The organism is Flavobacterium litorale (assembly GCF_019613795.1).
GTDB classification, from domain to species: domain Bacteria; phylum Bacteroidota; class Bacteroidia; order Flavobacteriales; family Flavobacteriaceae; genus Flavobacterium; species Flavobacterium litorale.
Genome location: NZ_CP080429.1, coordinates 846,253 through 862,067, shown reverse-complemented (window position 1 = coordinate 862,067; position 15,815 = coordinate 846,253). Strand labels below are relative to the sequence as shown.

Annotated in this window: 12 protein-coding genes; 6 read left to right on the top strand and 6 right to left on the bottom strand. The window is 40.2% G+C overall.

Annotated elements, in window-relative coordinates; translation table 11 throughout:
• Window positions 1-288: 288 nt before the first annotated feature.
• The 5 genes from K1I41_RS03790 (at window position 289) to K1I41_RS03770 (ending at window position 5,549) form a co-directional block, all read left to right on the top strand.
• Complete coding sequence (locus K1I41_RS03790; RefSeq protein ID WP_220641356.1) at window positions 289-588, top strand: GIY-YIG nuclease family protein; 300 nt, start codon at window positions 289-291, stop codon at window positions 586-588.
• A gap of 421 nt (window positions 589-1,009) precedes the next feature.
• On the top strand, window positions 1,010-2,197 hold the full coding sequence (locus tag K1I41_RS03785) for a phosphoglycerate kinase (protein WP_220641355.1): 1,188 nt from the start codon (window positions 1,010-1,012) through the stop codon (window positions 2,195-2,197).
• 94 nt (window positions 2,198-2,291) lie between these two features.
• Entirely contained in the window at window positions 2,292-4,100 is a 1,809-nt protein-coding gene (locus K1I41_RS03780) for a LysM peptidoglycan-binding domain-containing protein (RefSeq protein ID WP_220641354.1), read from the top strand.
• Between the two features lie 25 nt (window positions 4,101-4,125).
• Window positions 4,126-5,103: a DUF4837 family protein gene (locus tag K1I41_RS03775; RefSeq protein WP_220641353.1), complete on the top strand. Its 978-nt coding sequence runs from the start codon at window positions 4,126-4,128 to the stop codon at window positions 5,101-5,103.
• Window positions 5,103-5,549 (top strand): GNAT family N-acetyltransferase, encoded by a 447-nt coding sequence (locus K1I41_RS03770; RefSeq protein WP_220641352.1) that lies wholly within the window; start codon window positions 5,103-5,105, stop codon window positions 5,547-5,549. Before K1I41_RS03775 ends, K1I41_RS03770 begins: the two co-directional genes overlap by 1 nt.
• A gap of 55 nt (window positions 5,550-5,604) precedes the next feature.
• Here K1I41_RS03770 and K1I41_RS03765 read toward each other — a convergent pair whose 3' ends face one another.
• From K1I41_RS03765 to rnpA, 4 genes are all read right to left on the bottom strand, one after another.
• Window positions 5,605-6,420 carry an OmpA family protein gene (locus tag K1I41_RS03765; protein ID WP_220641351.1) on the bottom strand — a complete coding sequence of 272 codons (816 nt, stop codon included), beginning with the start codon at window positions 6,418-6,420 and terminating at the stop codon, window positions 5,605-5,607.
• Between the two features lie 24 nt (window positions 6,421-6,444).
• Window positions 6,445-8,412, bottom strand: coding sequence for a KUP/HAK/KT family potassium transporter (locus K1I41_RS03760; protein WP_220641350.1), 1,968 nt, complete (start codon window positions 8,410-8,412; stop codon window positions 6,445-6,447).
• A gap of 128 nt (window positions 8,413-8,540) precedes the next feature.
• Window positions 8,541-10,178, bottom strand: coding sequence for a S41 family peptidase (locus tag K1I41_RS03755; RefSeq protein ID WP_220641349.1), 1,638 nt, complete (start codon window positions 10,176-10,178; stop codon window positions 8,541-8,543).
• 127 nt (window positions 10,179-10,305) lie between these two features.
• Window positions 10,306-10,692: a ribonuclease P protein component gene (gene rnpA, locus K1I41_RS03750; RefSeq protein WP_220641348.1), complete on the bottom strand. Its 387-nt coding sequence runs from the start codon at window positions 10,690-10,692 to the stop codon at window positions 10,306-10,308.
• Between the two features lie 94 nt (window positions 10,693-10,786).
• Between rnpA and K1I41_RS03745 the strand changes: the two genes are divergently transcribed.
• Entirely contained in the window at window positions 10,787-11,482 is a 696-nt protein-coding gene (locus tag K1I41_RS03745) for a S24 family peptidase (protein ID WP_220641347.1), read from the top strand.
• Window positions 11,483-11,648: 166 nt separating this feature from the next.
• On the opposite strand, the gene K1I41_RS03740 is transcribed toward K1I41_RS03745, so the two are convergent.
• Both K1I41_RS03740 and K1I41_RS03735 read right to left on the bottom strand, forming a co-directional pair.
• Window positions 11,649-13,547: a M1 family metallopeptidase gene (locus tag K1I41_RS03740; RefSeq protein ID WP_220641346.1), complete on the bottom strand. Its 1,899-nt coding sequence runs from the start codon at window positions 13,545-13,547 to the stop codon at window positions 11,649-11,651.
• Between the two features lie 629 nt (window positions 13,548-14,176).
• Window positions 14,177-15,784 (bottom strand): S8 family peptidase, encoded by a 1,608-nt coding sequence (locus tag K1I41_RS03735; protein WP_220641345.1) that lies wholly within the window; start codon window positions 15,782-15,784, stop codon window positions 14,177-14,179.
• Window positions 15,785-15,815 lie beyond the last annotated feature (31 nt).

Below are 15,815 nucleotides of genomic sequence, written 5' to 3'. Positions count from 1 at the left end.
TTCACGTATGTACTATGATTTCGTTTGTCATTACGAGGTACGAAGCAATCTTTAAAAAGAGGGTAGTAGATTGCTCCGCTCCGCTGCACTACACTCGTAATGACCAATGCGTCATTACGAGGAGGTACGACGAAGTAATCTACTCACTACACGATGCTCTTGTTAACTACAAAACAGATTGCTTCGTGCCTCGCAATGACAGTTCGTGTTATTGCAGGCGTAGTATAATAGAGTGTGGCAATCTTTTTATTACTTTAGTTTATCATTGTACCAAAATATATAAGTTGAATGAAACCTGGTTACATTTACATTATTACCAATTATACCAATACCACATTGTACATAGGTGTAACTTCTGATTTACACGAACGTATAAAAGAACACAAGCACAAGCGTTACGCAAATTCATTTTCTGCACGGTATAATCTTAATAAACTGGTTTATTTTGAAGCCTTTCAGATGATAGAAGATGCCATTGCACGAGAAAAACAACTAAAAGCAGGCTCGAGAGCGAATAAGATTGCATTAATCCAAAAGCTAAACCCAGAATGGAAGGATTTGTATTTTGAGATTGAGCAATATTTGTAAGCTGCTGCGTACTGTCATTGCGAGGCACGAAGCAATCTTTTGATTGTTACAGGTAGATTGCCGCGCTCCGTTGCACTGCACTCGCAATGACCAATGCGTCATTAGGAGGAAGTATAACGAAATAATCTGTTGAGGTACGTTATATTGATTGTTCTTGGAGCAACGAACAAACTAAATTGCTGCGCTCCGTTACACTACGCTCGCAATGACCAATGCGTCGTTACGAGGAGGCACAACAAAGTAATCTAAAATACAGGATAGTATTACTAGGCATTAACAGGTTGCTTCATGCCCCGAATGGCGGTTATTAAAAGGCAGACCAAACAATCCCAATCTATTTTATACCTGCAATCAATACACCATAAAACATAAAAAGTTATATTTGTTTTCTTCAAACAAAAACCTAAATAAACGTATAGAGATGAGAACGCTTTCTGATATTAATTTTGCAGGTAAAAAGGCATTAATACGAGTAGATTTTAATGTACCACTCGACGAGCATTTTAACGTTACCGATGCCAACCGCATTGAGGCAGCAAAACCAACAATTGATACAATTTTAAACGATGGAGGTAGTGTTATTTTAATGAGCCACTTGGGCAGACCTAAAGGGAAAGAAGACCAATACTCTCTAAAACATATAGTAGATAAAACAAGTGAAGTTTTAGGAAAACAAGTACATTTTGTAAACGATTGTATTGGTACTGATGCCGAAACAGCCGCAGCGAACCTAAAAGCGGGCGAAATTTTGCTGTTGGAAAACCTCCGATTTTATAAAGAAGAAACAGCAGGCGATGAGGCTTTTGCCGAAAAATTAGCCAAACTAGGCGATGTTTATGTAAACGATGCATTTGGTACAGCACACCGCGCCCATGCCTCTACAACAATAGTGGCAAAGTTTTTCCCAAAAAATAAGGTGTTTGGTGCGCTTCTTGCTAAAGAAATTGAAAGTTTAGACAAGGTATTAAAAAATAGCGAAAAACCTGTTACAGCAGTTTTGGGCGGAAGCAAAGTATCGTCTAAAATTACCGTTATCGAGAATATACTGGATAAGGTAGACCACCTAATTATTGGTGGTGGTATGACCTTTACATTTATAAAGGCATTAGGCGGAAAAATAGGAAACTCTATTTGTGAGGACGATAAGCAGGAACTGGCGTTAGAAATATTAGAAAAAGCCAAAGCCAAAAACGTACAAGTACACTTACCTGTAGATGTTGTGGCTGCCGATGCTTTTAAAAACGATGCTAACACTATGGTGGTTAACACTAACGAAATTCCAGACGGATGGCAAGGGCTTGATGCAGGACCAAAATCGTTAGAGAACCTTAGGCAGGTAATACTAGATTCTAAAACAATATTATGGAACGGACCGTTAGGCGTTTTTGAAATGGAAACCTTTGCTAAAGGTACAATAACACTAGGCGAATTTATTGCTGAAGCTACCAAAAACGGAGCATTCTCGCTTGTTGGGGGTGGCGACTCGGTAGCAGCCGTAAAACAATTCGGTTTAGAGCCAAAAATGAGCTATGTGTCCACAGGAGGTGGTGCCATGCTCGAAATGTTAGAGGGTAAAACCCTACCTGGTATTGCTGCAATACAGGCATAAAACGTTGTTAAAATTTATACGAAATACGCACTATGTAAAGTTATAGGTTTGCATACACTTTTTGTGCAAACCTATAACCCTTAAAAAGTAATTTATGAAGATGAAAAGAATGCTGTTGTTTGTTGCTGGGATACTTTCTTGCACTGCGTTTGCACAAGAGAGTGCTCAGGCACCTATAAGTGTGCCAAAGGCAGAGGTAAAACTATCGTATATCGACTCTTTAAAAGCAACATTTACCCATAATGAGGCACTTGCACGTATAGATAGCCTTTGGGTAAAAGAGCTTACTAACGATGCTCTTTTTGCAACCATGCAAGAAGAAATACACAACGTAAATCCCGATTCGGTAGTAGTGTACCCCGAACTTTCTAGCGAAGTGTTGAAACAAAGGTTAGCAGCTATGGATGCACTTTCGCCTTTCCATATCGAGTACAATGCATCGTTAGAAAACGTTATAAAATCGTACTTAAAAAACAGAAAAAAAACCATAGAGCGCATCATGGTATTATCAGAATACTATTTCCCGATGTTCGAGGAACATTTGGCAAAGTACGATATACCCATGGAGTTAAAATACCTTGCCATTGTAGAGTCGGCACTTAACCCACGCGCAAAATCAAGAGTTGGCGCATCAGGGCTTTGGCAGTTTATGTACCCTACTGGCAAACAGTTTAAGCTCGAAGTAAACTCGTATATTGATGAGCGTTACGACCCGTTAAAGGCTACCGAGGCAGCCTGCCAATACCTATCCAGCCTTTACAGAATGTTTGGCGATTGGGATTTGGTACTTGCATCCTACAATGCAGGGCCAGGTAACGTAACCAAAGCCATGCGACGCTCGGGCGGGAAAAAGAATTACTGGAACATTAGGCGCAAACTACCCAGAGAAACGCGTGGTTATGTACCCGCTTTTTTAGCTACCATGTATATGTTTGACTATGCCGATGCACATGGTATTAAACCCGCAGGCAAAGCACCTATTGCGTATGCCGAAACAGATACTGTACAAGTGCAACGCCAAATGTCGTTTGCGCAAGTGTCCAACCTGCTCGATATCCCTGTAGCCGAGTTACAACTACTCAACCCCGTTTACAAGCTCGATGTTGTTCCGTACAGCTCTACCAAACCCTTTTATTTAAGGTTGCCCAAAAATAAAATAGGGCTGTTTACAGCAAATGAGGAAGGTATATATGCCTATATAGATTACGAGGCTAGCCAGCGCGAACAACCCATATACGATGGTAACGATGCCGTAGTATTACTCCAAAACGGTAAAAAGAAAATAACCACCACCAAAACCTACCGCGTACGTAGTGGCGACAACTTGGGTGCAATAGCTCAAAAGCACGGTGTATCGGTAGCCAAGCTAAAACGGTGGAATGGTATTAGAGGCACTATGATTAGAGTGGGGCAACGCCTAAAAATATACAAAACTAAAATAGTAGCTATTCCTAAAAAGGAAAAAGAAGCCATAGCTGCCGCCAAAAAGAAGGAACAAAAACAGCAAGAAGTAAAACCTGTAACTGTTGAGGTTGCAACACCAAAACCAGAGGAGGCTATTGCCGAGAATACAAAAGCACCCATAGCGGAGCAAACCGAAACAGTAGCCACAACAGACGAACAAAATAGCGAGGATACTCCTGCTGTCGTTGAGACACCAACCGAACCCGAAATAGCACCTACTACCGAGGTAGCTGTTGCCGAAACACCAAAGCAAAAAAGAGCCGAAGCCGCTAATTACGAAGAAGAACGTATGTACATTGTTAAAAAAGGCGACTCGTTGTTTAGCATTGCTAAAAAACTGCCTGGTGTAACCGTAGAAAACCTAAAAAACTGGAATAAGAATACCATAGAGGGCGACAACCTACAACCAGGTATGGAGCTGAGGGTAATTCTGAACTAAGGATGAAAAAGAGGGTAAATATATCATGATAAGAATAAAACAAATACTATTTTTTGTTTTTGTTCTTTGTGCCGTAGGCTGCAACAACACTAACGATGCTGAAGCTACAGCATCCAAAAGCAACATTAACGAGATATACATCATTATAAACGATGCGCTCTGGAATGGCGATGTTGGCGATAGCTTACGCAGAAAACTAGCTGCCCCTGTAGATGGGCTTACGCAAGAAGAACCTCTTTTTACCCTTAACCAATACCACGACACCACCTTTGATGCCGTACTTAAAAAAGGTAGAAACATTATTATTGTAAACGAAGGCAGCGATAAAAATTTTACCTCGAAAAAAGATACGTTTTGTTCCCCTCAAAACGTGTTTACTTTTAGTGGCGAAACCGTAGAAGAGCTTTTAGAACTCATTGATATGTACTCGTACGATATTATCATGAAGATAAAAGAAACCGAAATTGCCGAGAACCAAAAACGTAACGAAGAAGAGGGGCTGCTAGATATAACCCACATTCGGCAGCAATTTAATGTAGGCTTAATGGTACCCACAACCTACACCTACGCCATACAAAACGATAACTTTGTTTGGCTTAAAAAAGATATTCCTAGTGGTAATACCAATATTTTGTTGTACAGTGTGCCTTACCACCGTATAGAGCACGAAAAAACAATACTCGGTAATATTATTAGCATGCGCGACTCTATAGGCAGCTTGTACATACACGGGCAAGAAAAAGGTACGCACATGAAAACGGAAGAAGCCTATTCGCCCTACCTTTTTATGACGAGTTTTAAAGACAAGCGTGCTTTTGAAACACGGGGTAATTGGGATATGGAAAACGATTTTATGAATGGTCCTTTTCTTAACTATGCCATTCGCGATAACAAACACCAGTGCTATTTGGTAATAGAGGGTTTTATATACAGCCCGTCGTCGCCCAAACGCGACCTCATCATCGAATTAGAATCGATTATAAAATCATTAGAATTCCAGTAATGAGCATCCAATTCAAAATAAAGCCATTTAACGCCTTTTTGTTACAAGAACTATATAATGTACTACAATTGCGTAGCGAAGTGTTTGTGGTGGAGCAGGATTGCGTATACCAAGATATTGACGGTAAGGATGAAAAGGCATTACACCTTGTAGGCACTTATAACGGTAGTGTAGTTGCCTATGCCCGTATTTTTGCAGCAGGCGATTATTTTGACGAACCCGCTATAGGCAGAGTAGTTATTAGCGAAAAATACCGCGACCGCAAATGGGGGCATAACCTAATGGAGGCTGCTATAGCAGGCATTAAGGAGCATTACAATACTACCGCGATTACCATATCGGCGCAATTATACTTAAAAAAGTTTTACGAAACACATGGTTTTGTGCAGGTAGGCGAGGACTACTTAGAGGATGGCATACCCCACATTAGAATGAAACGGACATAATTATTGCTCATTATGCTTAAGAACTGTGGCTGTTTACTGTAACTGGAAACGGTAATTAAATTTTAGTAATTACCAATTCCACACGGCGGTCGTACTCCGAGCCTTTACCTAGTGGTACAGTATTACCATAGCCTTTGTAGCTCATTCGGCTTTCAGGAATTCGTTTTTTTAGTAAAAATTTATATACGGTACGCGCTCGGTTTATAGAGAGTTCGCGCTTTCGGGTATCTTTATCTATAGCTTCTTTTTGGAATGTAGGTGTACAGCACACATGCCCCTGAATTTCAAAATGTAAGTTTCGGTACTTGTGCAACAAACGGGCAATCCGTTCCAGCTCGGTTACCGATTTTCGGGTAAGTTTGCTACTACCACGTTGAAATAGGATGTTTTGTAGGTACACACGGTCGCCTACTATCATATCGTCTTTTACGGTATTGTACACACCAGGCTCTAACTTGGGTGGCGGAGCGATTTCAAAATTAACCAATACATCTACACGGCGGTTTTTAGAGCGCGCTTCCGATACATCGTCAATATCATCGTCCAGTAAAATACGCCCCTTACCCTCTATGGTTACAATAATTTTGTTTTTAATACCACTTTCAATCATCTTGTTTTTAATGGTATTGGCACGGTTTTCAGACAGCTTGTAGTTGTATTCGTCTTTACCTCTATCGTCGGTATAGCCAAATATCTGTATGCTTTCAATACGAGTAGTATCTATGGCTTTTATAAAAGCCACAACGTTATTACCCTGTTTATCGTCCAGATTGTATTTATCGAATTCAAAGTAAATAGAATAAACGGTTTCCTCTTGGGCAAATCCAACAGTAGTAAATAGTAGTAGCAGTATGTTAAAAATCATCTTCATCCTTCTGCTAATTTAATTATTTTTTTACTCATCTACTCGGTTTAAGGCTATATCTTCGGGCGGATGTATTACTATAGGGAACTTTTCTACTTTTACAGCACTACTGTCCAAACCAAAGGCACGCCCCTCCGAAAGACTGATTTTTTTAAGCACATAGTAAATGTCCAAAATAATTCTTTCGTACCAAGGCAAGTCATTATCGTACGACATGAATTTTTCTATAACTATAAACTTAAAATCGCCAATAACATTGTTTCGGTTTAACGATTTATACCTACTCGTTATATCTACCTCGCCGCGCGCTACCATATCTTTAACCACCTCTTTAAACATAAGGTTAATTCTGGGTGCTACACGGAAGCCCAAATAGAAATCGACACGGATAACGTCGCCCTCTATAATATGCCTTACACGATAATCCATACGGTACGGCTCGTCTACTACGTTAACGTGTACAAACCAATACAAATCGGCACGTTTTGGGCGTTTTTGGAGTATAGAATACAGTACTTTCGATTCTATCTCATCGCTAAACTGCGCGTTGGTTAAATACACCAAGTGCGTTGCATATTTAGGTATAGAGCGGTCGTTACTAAGCTCTGATATTACGGTTTTATAATTGTCTACTTTCGTAAATTCCGTATAATCGCTACGGATGCGTTTGGCGGTGTACCATACCGTCATTATAATACCAAGTACCCCTGTTATAATTACCGATACGTAACCTCCGCTACTAAATTTATCTATGTTGGCTATAAAAAAGGCACCTTCTATAGTTACATAAACGGATATTATTAAAAATATAACCCACGGGTTGTACCGCCTTGTTGCCATAAACATACCAAGTAAAGACGTCGTCATGAGCATACAGATAATAATGGCTAACCCATAGGCTGCTTCCATTTTACTGGATTCCTCAAAATACAGTACTATAAAACAACACCCAAAAAACAGTAACCAGTTAATAGAGGGGATGTATAATTGTCCCTTTAACTCTGTGGGGAACTTAACCGATACTTTTGGCCAAAAATTCAGGCGCATTGCTTCACTAATCATGGTAAACGAACCGCTAATAAGTGCCTGCGAGGCTATAATGGCTGCAGATGTTGCAATAACAATACCTACAGGCAAAAACCAATCGGGCATTAGCATATAAAACGGGTTACCAGGGTTGCCCGAGCTACCCAAATCTACAAGGGTTTGCCCCGAATATTTCATTAAAAAGGCACCTTGCCCAAAGTAATTTAGTACCAGCATGGTTTTTACAAAAACCCAGCTTGCCCTAATGTTTTTCCTGCCACAATGCCCCATATCGCTATACAGTGCTTCTGCTCCTGTGGTACATAAAAACACAAAGCCCAGTACGTAAAAACCTTCGTGGTGGATGCTAAGCAAATGAATAGCATAGTACGGGTTAAGGGCTTTAAATACGGAGAAGTTATCGAAAATTTGTATAAAGCCGAGTATACCTAGCATGCTAAACCAAACTAGCATCATAGGACCAAAAAACCGCCCTAAAAACTTAGTACCAAAGCGTTGTATAAAAAATAGTGCAAAAAGAATACCAATTACAATGGCAATGGTGTTTATGGTAGGGTTAAATACCCGCAAACCCTCTACGGCAGAGGCTACCGATATGGGGGGCGTAATAAACCCATCTGCCAAAAGGCAGCTACCCCCAATAATGGCGGGTACTATCATCCATTTTTTCTTAAAGCGTTTTAATAGTGTGTATAACGAGAATATACCCCCTTCGCCATTGTTATCGGCTTGTAGTGTTAGTAGTACGTACTTTAGGGTGGTTTGCAGCGTGAGTGTCCAGAAAATACACGATAATGCACCAAGTACTACTTCTTCGGCTATAGGTACTTCGCCCATTATGGCTTTCATTACATATAGTGGAGAAGTACCTATATCTCCGTAAATTATTCCCAACGTAACAATAATTCCTCCTGTTGTTACCTTGTTTAGGTTGTTGTGATTACTACTCACGGTTTATAAAAATTAAAGCGCAAAGGTATAGGTTTTTAACAATTAGGCATTTATTAACGCCTTATATTTAAAGTTTAGCGTAAAAAATATCCCCTTGCTATAATAAAAAGGGGATATTTTTGGGTTGCTTATTTTAAGAGTATTTTATTGTACTCACTTGTATTGTTAAGTAGTGCTGTGGCTTTTATAATTTCGGGGTTACTGGTAGTGTAGTATTTGTAAAGCCCTTCTTGGTACTGGTAGCGTTTAATGGCTTCGTCCAACATTAGTTTTTTAATTTCGGTTTTATGCTCGTCCAGTTCCTTTTCCTCGCTTTTTTCCAAAGCCATTACCAGTTCTTTGTACTCTTTTGCAATAGTATCGTCAATTTTTTCTTTTACCGATGCCTCATACATTGCTTTTAATGCTTTTTCGGTTTCGGTATCAAACTCAAAATCTTCTTTTTTAAGGAAATGCTTAAAATCTTGGAAATCCTTATCGCTTATCTGCGGTATTTTAGTACCTAAGTTGGGGTTGCGGTAGTAATAATCGGTAATAAAGTTAAAAATAGCATCGTTGCGCTGTAGGGCATCGGCTATAGTACTTTGTTTCGATTCTTCCAGTACCACATCAGGTAATATTCCTCCGCCATCATACACGGTACGTCCTTTTCGGGTTTTAAAGGCATTGTAATCTTTCTTGTCAATACGAATGGCTTTACCGTCGGCATCTTTATGTGTATAATCCAACGCCTGTATGCCTCTGCCCGAAGGCGTATAATAGCGCGAAATGGTTACTTTTACCTGTGTACCATAGGTAAGCTCCAGTGGGCGTTGTACTAAACCTTTACCAAAACTACGGCTACCTACAACTACGGCACGATCTAAATCTTGCAATGCGCCCGATACGATTTCGGATGCCGATGCACTTTTACCATCTACCAAAACAACCAACGGAATATCGGTATCTACAGGTGCCTTTTGCGTTATGTACGTATTGTTATACTTGGCATTTTTGGATTTTGTGGTTACGATGGTTTCTCCTGCAGGAATAAAAATGTTACACACATTTACTGCCTCGTTAAGCAAACCACCGGGGTTGCCCCTAAGATCCAGTATTATTTTTTTTGCGCCCTCTTTTTTCAATGCCAATAATGCTGCTTTGGTTTCGGAAGATGCTTTTGCGTTAAAACGCGATAGCACAATGTAGCCCGTTTCGGTATCTGCCATAGCGTAATACGGCACAGCACGCAAATCTACCTCATCCAATACCAATTCGGTACTGTATACTTTGCCTTGCCTTTTGTACTTAATATTAATTTTAGTGTTGCGTGTTCCTTTAAGCAATTCTCGGGCATCCTCTTTAAAATCGGTAAGGTTTATATCGCCAATTTGTATTATCTCGTCGCCTGCTTTCAGCCCTGCTTTATCGGCAGTATACCCTTTGTACGGCTCTTTAATAATTAGTTTACCCTCTTTACGGGTAATTAAGGCACCCACGCCTGTGTACTCGCCCGTGTTGTTAATTTTAAACTTGGCAACATCGGCCTCGTTAAAATAATTGGTGTAAGGGTCTAGGTCTGCCAGCATGCTTTTTATGGCAGTATCCATAAGCTCGCCAGGGTTCGTATCATCTACGTAATTGGTGTTTACTGTTTTGTAGAGGGTGGTAAATATTTCTATTTGCTTTGCGATTTCAAAAAAGTCGCTCTTAAAGCTGGTACCAACAAACAGAAAAACAACTGCCAACGTGGTAACAATGTATCTTTTCTTTAGTTTAGGAAGCATAATTTTATAGTGATTTATGTTTTTTGCGATTTAATTTTTTGCGAATTACAACTAGTGCAACTACGAAAATAGGCATTATACCATTAAATACCTTTTTAAAAACGTAAAAAACCAAGAACTTAGTACATTACAGCCCTTCTTGTGCTATAAACTTTTCAAAGAGTTGTATGGTTTTGGTATTTATTTGCTCGTACGTTAAGCGGTCTTTAGTTTGGTAAAAAAACATAAAGGCAGTAGGTTCGGTAATTTTATCGGTAAGAATGTGCTTATTAAGCCTGTAGGTTTCGCGCAGTACACGCTTAAAATAATTGCGGTCTACCGCTTTTTTAAAGTGTTTTTTAGAAACCGACACCCCCATTTGCAATGTACCACCGCCCTTAATATGGGTAATGGGTACATACACCAACCGCAACGGATATTTAGCCACCGTTTTACCTTCGGTAAACAAGCGGTCTATAGTGGTTTTGCTTTTTAGCTTTTCGTGTTTCGGGTACGTGTAATCGGGTTGTTTCATACGCCGCAAAGGTACATTATTTTAAAATCTGGAAAAGAGTATCGAGTAAATGTCAGATTATTTTCTTATTATTGTGCTAAAATAATATAACACTATGGTATCAGAACGTGTGGGTAAATACATAGAGGCAAAAGGAATAAGCTATTATGCTTTTGAGAATAGCCTTGGTGCGAGTAGGGGGAGCATCTCTAAAGCAGTAAAGGATGGCAAGAGCATAGGCTCTAATATGCTAGAAAAAATTCATGCTACTTACCCCGACCTTAACCCTACGTGGTTGCTTACGGGCGAGGGCGATATGCTGCTTACCGATACTGTTTGGCAAAACAGTAGTATTAATACTTACCGCCTTAAAACGGATACTGCTGTAGAAAGCCAACAAATACCGTTATACGATTTGGAGGCTGTAGCGGGATTAGTACCCTTATTTGGCGATAACAATGCTTTTAAACCTGTAGACCATATTATGATACCCCATTTACCCAAATGTGATGGTGCGGTGTACGTAACAGGCGATAGTATGTACCCGTTATTAAAAAGCGGCGATATTGTAATGTATAAAGCCATAAACGATATTGCTAACGGTATTTTTTGGGGCGAAATGTACTTGTTGAGTATTGATATGGGTGGTGAGGAATACATTACCGTGAAGTACGTGCATAAGGCAGACGACAAGCAATACATAAAACTGGTAAGCGAAAACAAACACCACCAAGATAAAGAGGTGCAATTGGCGCAAGTAAAAGCATTGGCATTAGTAAAAGCAAGCATCCGCATTAACGCCATGACGTAATATGGCAAAAGTACAAACACAAAAAAACCGCCGGGCACTACTTCGGCGGTTTTTTATATAATTACATCCAACTAATTTTTATTACACTACAAAGGTAGGCATGCATATCAAAATTATATGATAATGCAGTGCTAAACTTCTGTTAAACCTACTCGTTAGCAGTATATTAGTTATTTTGTGGTGTGTACAGGTTATTTTCTTTATTTACATCTGCCATTGTTTCGGTAGGGTCTATAGCCATAACTTTAATAGCGCTTTTAGGGCGATTAATGGTAAACTCGTACGTTGGGTGCGCCCAACTCCAGTCTGCCTTTACTGTGCGCTTTAGCTTTGGGTAGGGGTTATCTTTTTCGTAACGCATCATTTGTAATGGAATGTAAAAACTCTCTTGCGAGCCATCTTCGTATGCTACAATAATATCCAATGGCATTGGCATACGCCCAATACGCTCTAACGTAATTGTGGTTGTATTCCCGTTAGCCTTAACTTCTTTAATACCATAATCTATGGTATTGGTAGTTTGCGTCCAATCCGTTAAATACCAATCCAAGTGCGCCCCACTAACACGTTCGGCAGTACGCTTAATATCGTTAGGGGTTGGGTGGCTAAACTTATAATCGGTGTAAAAACGTTTTATGGTTTCCTTTAGTTTATCTTCTCCGATGAGGTAACCCAATTGCGCCAAGAAAATTTCTCCTTTGCTGTAGGCAGATATACCATACAATACGTTTTGGTCGTAACGGTCGGCATGTGTGCTAAGCGGTTGCTCCTTGCCCGACGCTGCCATATAAAAGTAGTTAGAGTAAGCACCTGCAAGGGGGTTGGCGTTTTCTTCTTTAGAAGGCATAACGGCCTCCATAGCCAAATCCGAAATATACGAGGTAAAGCCCTCATCCATCCATTCGTGTTTTGCCTCGTTGGTTGCCAACACGTGTTGGAACCATGAGTGTGCAAATTCGTGTGCTGTAACGCCCACCAAGCTACCGTAGCTGCGATTACCTGTAATAAGGGTACACATGGCGTATTCCATTCCGCCATCGCCACCTTGCACTACCGAGTATTGTTTGTACGGATATACCCCGATGTTAGTATTAAAGTAATTGAGCAACTCTACCGTTTTAGGCTGCATTTTTTTCCAGTTCTCGTTGTACTCCTTATTGTCCTTATAAAAAAAGTGGAGTTCTGTGCCATTATCGGCAACTACTTTATCGTGTATATAATCGTCATCAGCACCCCAAGCAAAATCGTGCACCATTGGCGCAACAAAGTGCCATGTAAGCGTTTTTACTTTACGTGGGTGTTTTACTTTTATACCTTCGTCTTGGTAGCCTTTACCAATTTCGTTTTTGTTTTGCAGGTAGCCCGTGCCGCCAATAGTGTACTCTTTATCAATAGTAATTTTTACATCAAAATTACTCCATACACCATGAAATTCGCGCCCAATGTAAGGGTCGGCGTGCCAGCCTTCAAAATCATATTCTGCCATTTTAGGGTACCATTGCGTCATGGATAAGGCTACATCCTCCGAGCTGTTTCTGCCCGAACGGCGTACCTGTAACGGTACCTGTCCCTCAAAATCCAAGGTAAAAGTGGTAGATGCTCCTGGTAGTATGGGTTTGGGTAGTATTACCTCCAGTACTGTACCTGCAACAGTGTTTCGGGCTGCGGTACCATCTTGCTTTAAGTTGTTTATTTTTAAATAGCCTATTTCGTTTGGTTTTAGGGTGCTAATACGGCTTTCGGTTATGGTTTCGGTACCGCGTTTAAAGCTTTTAACCATACGCTTGTCGGGGTCGGCTATGCTAGTAAGGCGTGCATCCATTTCGCTACCGGGTTGGAAAGCGTTGTTGTACAAATGGTAATATACATGGCGCAAGGTATCGGGCGAGTTGTTGGTATATACCACCTCTTGCGTACCTGTGTATTGGTATGTTTTTACATCCATAGCAACTTCCATTGTATAATCGGCGTGTTGCTGCCAGTACCCTGGGTTGGGGTTATTGTGTTGGTGTTGTGCCCATAGGCTGCCTGTAATTAGTAGGGTAAGTAACGTTATTTTCTTCATGGGTTAAAAATATAAAAAGTTTTAAAGAAAAGGTAATACTAATACTAATTGGCACAAATAGAAATTTTTATTTTTAACAAAGTGCCAGTACTCGTTATTGCGAGTGTAGTGCAACAGGACGCGGCAATTTTTTAATTACGTATTTATTTAATTGTTATGAAGTACCTACAAGGTTTTAAAAACCTTGCGTGAAATACAGTTTTTCTAACCTATACTATTGCAATCATACTATCTATTAGCGATAATTTGCCTAATCTGTGTTGTTTGTGTTCTAAATTTTATATTTTTCATTCCGCTATGTTACTCTCAGGCTTGGGTCATTGCGAGTGTAGTGCAACGGAGCGTGGCAATCTTTTAGTCACGTATTTATTTAATTGTTATGAAGTACCTACAAGGTTTTAAAAACCTTGCAGGAAATATAGTTTCTCCAACCTATACTATTACAATCATACTGTCTATTAGCGATAATTTGCCTAATCTGTGTTGTTCGCGTTCTAGTTTTACTGTTTTTTTAAACTCTTCAATCAGCTCAGATATGAGAGCGAAGTACAAACAGGGTGTAAAAATAAAAACCCCACGAAGTAATGTGGTTCGTGGGGTTTTTAAGGGATATATATTAACAATTAGTTTTACATTCTCGACATTTTATCGGCAAGAATAATAGCGTTGTAAGCGTTTACAATACGCCCTGTCATAGATACATCGCTAAATGCGCGCATGTCTTCGGGGTTACCTCCAGCGGCAACTTCTATATCAATAGGAAGTCCTGACTGCATCATAATGCGTTTTACCTGTGCTGCTGTTAGCTTAGGGTAGTAGGCACGTATAAGTGCTGCTACACCTGCTGCGTTTGGCGATGCCATTGAAGTACCTTGTAAAAACTCGTAACTATTATCTGGCGTTGTAGCGTAAATTTCAACTCCTGGGCTAAATACATCTACATCTTTTTTACCGTAGTTAGAAAAACTTGCAATAAGGTTAGCATCTAACGGGTAGTTTAATGCACCTACCGACAGGAAGTTGTCTGAAATTTCAGGACCGCCATTTCGGTTATCGTTAGGGTAACGCTCTACACCACCTGGTTTGTTAAGGTCTGTACCCTCGTTACCTGCTGCACATACAATTAGTACATCTTTTTCGGCTGCATATTTAATTGCATCGTATACCCAATCGCTGTGTGTAGCGTAGTATTTACCAAAGCTTCCGTTAATTACTTTTGCTCCGTTATCTACGGCATAGCGTATTGCTAGTGCTACGTCTTTATCGTACTCATCGCCATCGGGTACGGCACGTACTGCCATAATTTCTACCACGTTGCTAGCAACACCGTCGCCACCAATACCGTTATTACGTACTTGTGCTATAATACCTGCTACGTGTGTACCGTGTTTTGCGCCATCTTTATCTGGACCAATAACGTTGCCGTTACCATACTCTCTGTCGTTAAAATCGTCAGGGTTGTCGCCTAGCATTTTACGGGCATCGTACTCCATATTTAAATGGTACTCCATTTGTCCGCCAAAGTATTCCATACCGCCTTCTACCTGCTCCATTAGCTCTTTTCGAGTAATGTTGCTTAGTATTTGTACAAACATGGGTTTAAATTGGTTTACCGTTGCATCTTCCGATTCGATGTTTCTAACATCTTCGGCAGTATAGTTTTCTTTACCTGTTGCCTCTTGCATCACTTTATCGGCATTGGCAATAGCTTCCATACGTTGCTTTCCTGCCATTGCTTCGCCATACTTTCTGTCGTATTCTGCTTTTGCTTTTTTGTACGTTTCAGAGCCATCGTCGCCTTTTTTCAGGATACGTACAAACTCCATATTTTCGTGGTTAATGTCACCCAAAAAGTTCCATCCATGTACATCGTCTACATAACCATTTTTATCATCATCTTTACCGTTACCAGCAACCTCTTTATCATTCGTCCAGATAACTGGTTGCAAGTCGGGATGCTCAATATCTACACCCGAGTCAATAACGCCTACAACAACTTTTTTAAACTTTCTGCCTTCAAGTAGTTTGTATGCTTTATCTACACTCATTCCAGGTATAGTGTCTGTCATTAAGTCAAGATGACTCCAACGCTCTAATTCTGTTTCTGTTAATTCAGCCTGTTTAGGGGTTAGCGGTGTAGTAACGCTAATAGGCTCTGCCGTAATTTTTTTGCCAGCACTACATCCCACAAGAAATAACGCGAGGGCTGCCGACAGGTAAATTGATTTAAATTTCATATCCGATTAAGTTTACTTTTATTGAGATTAG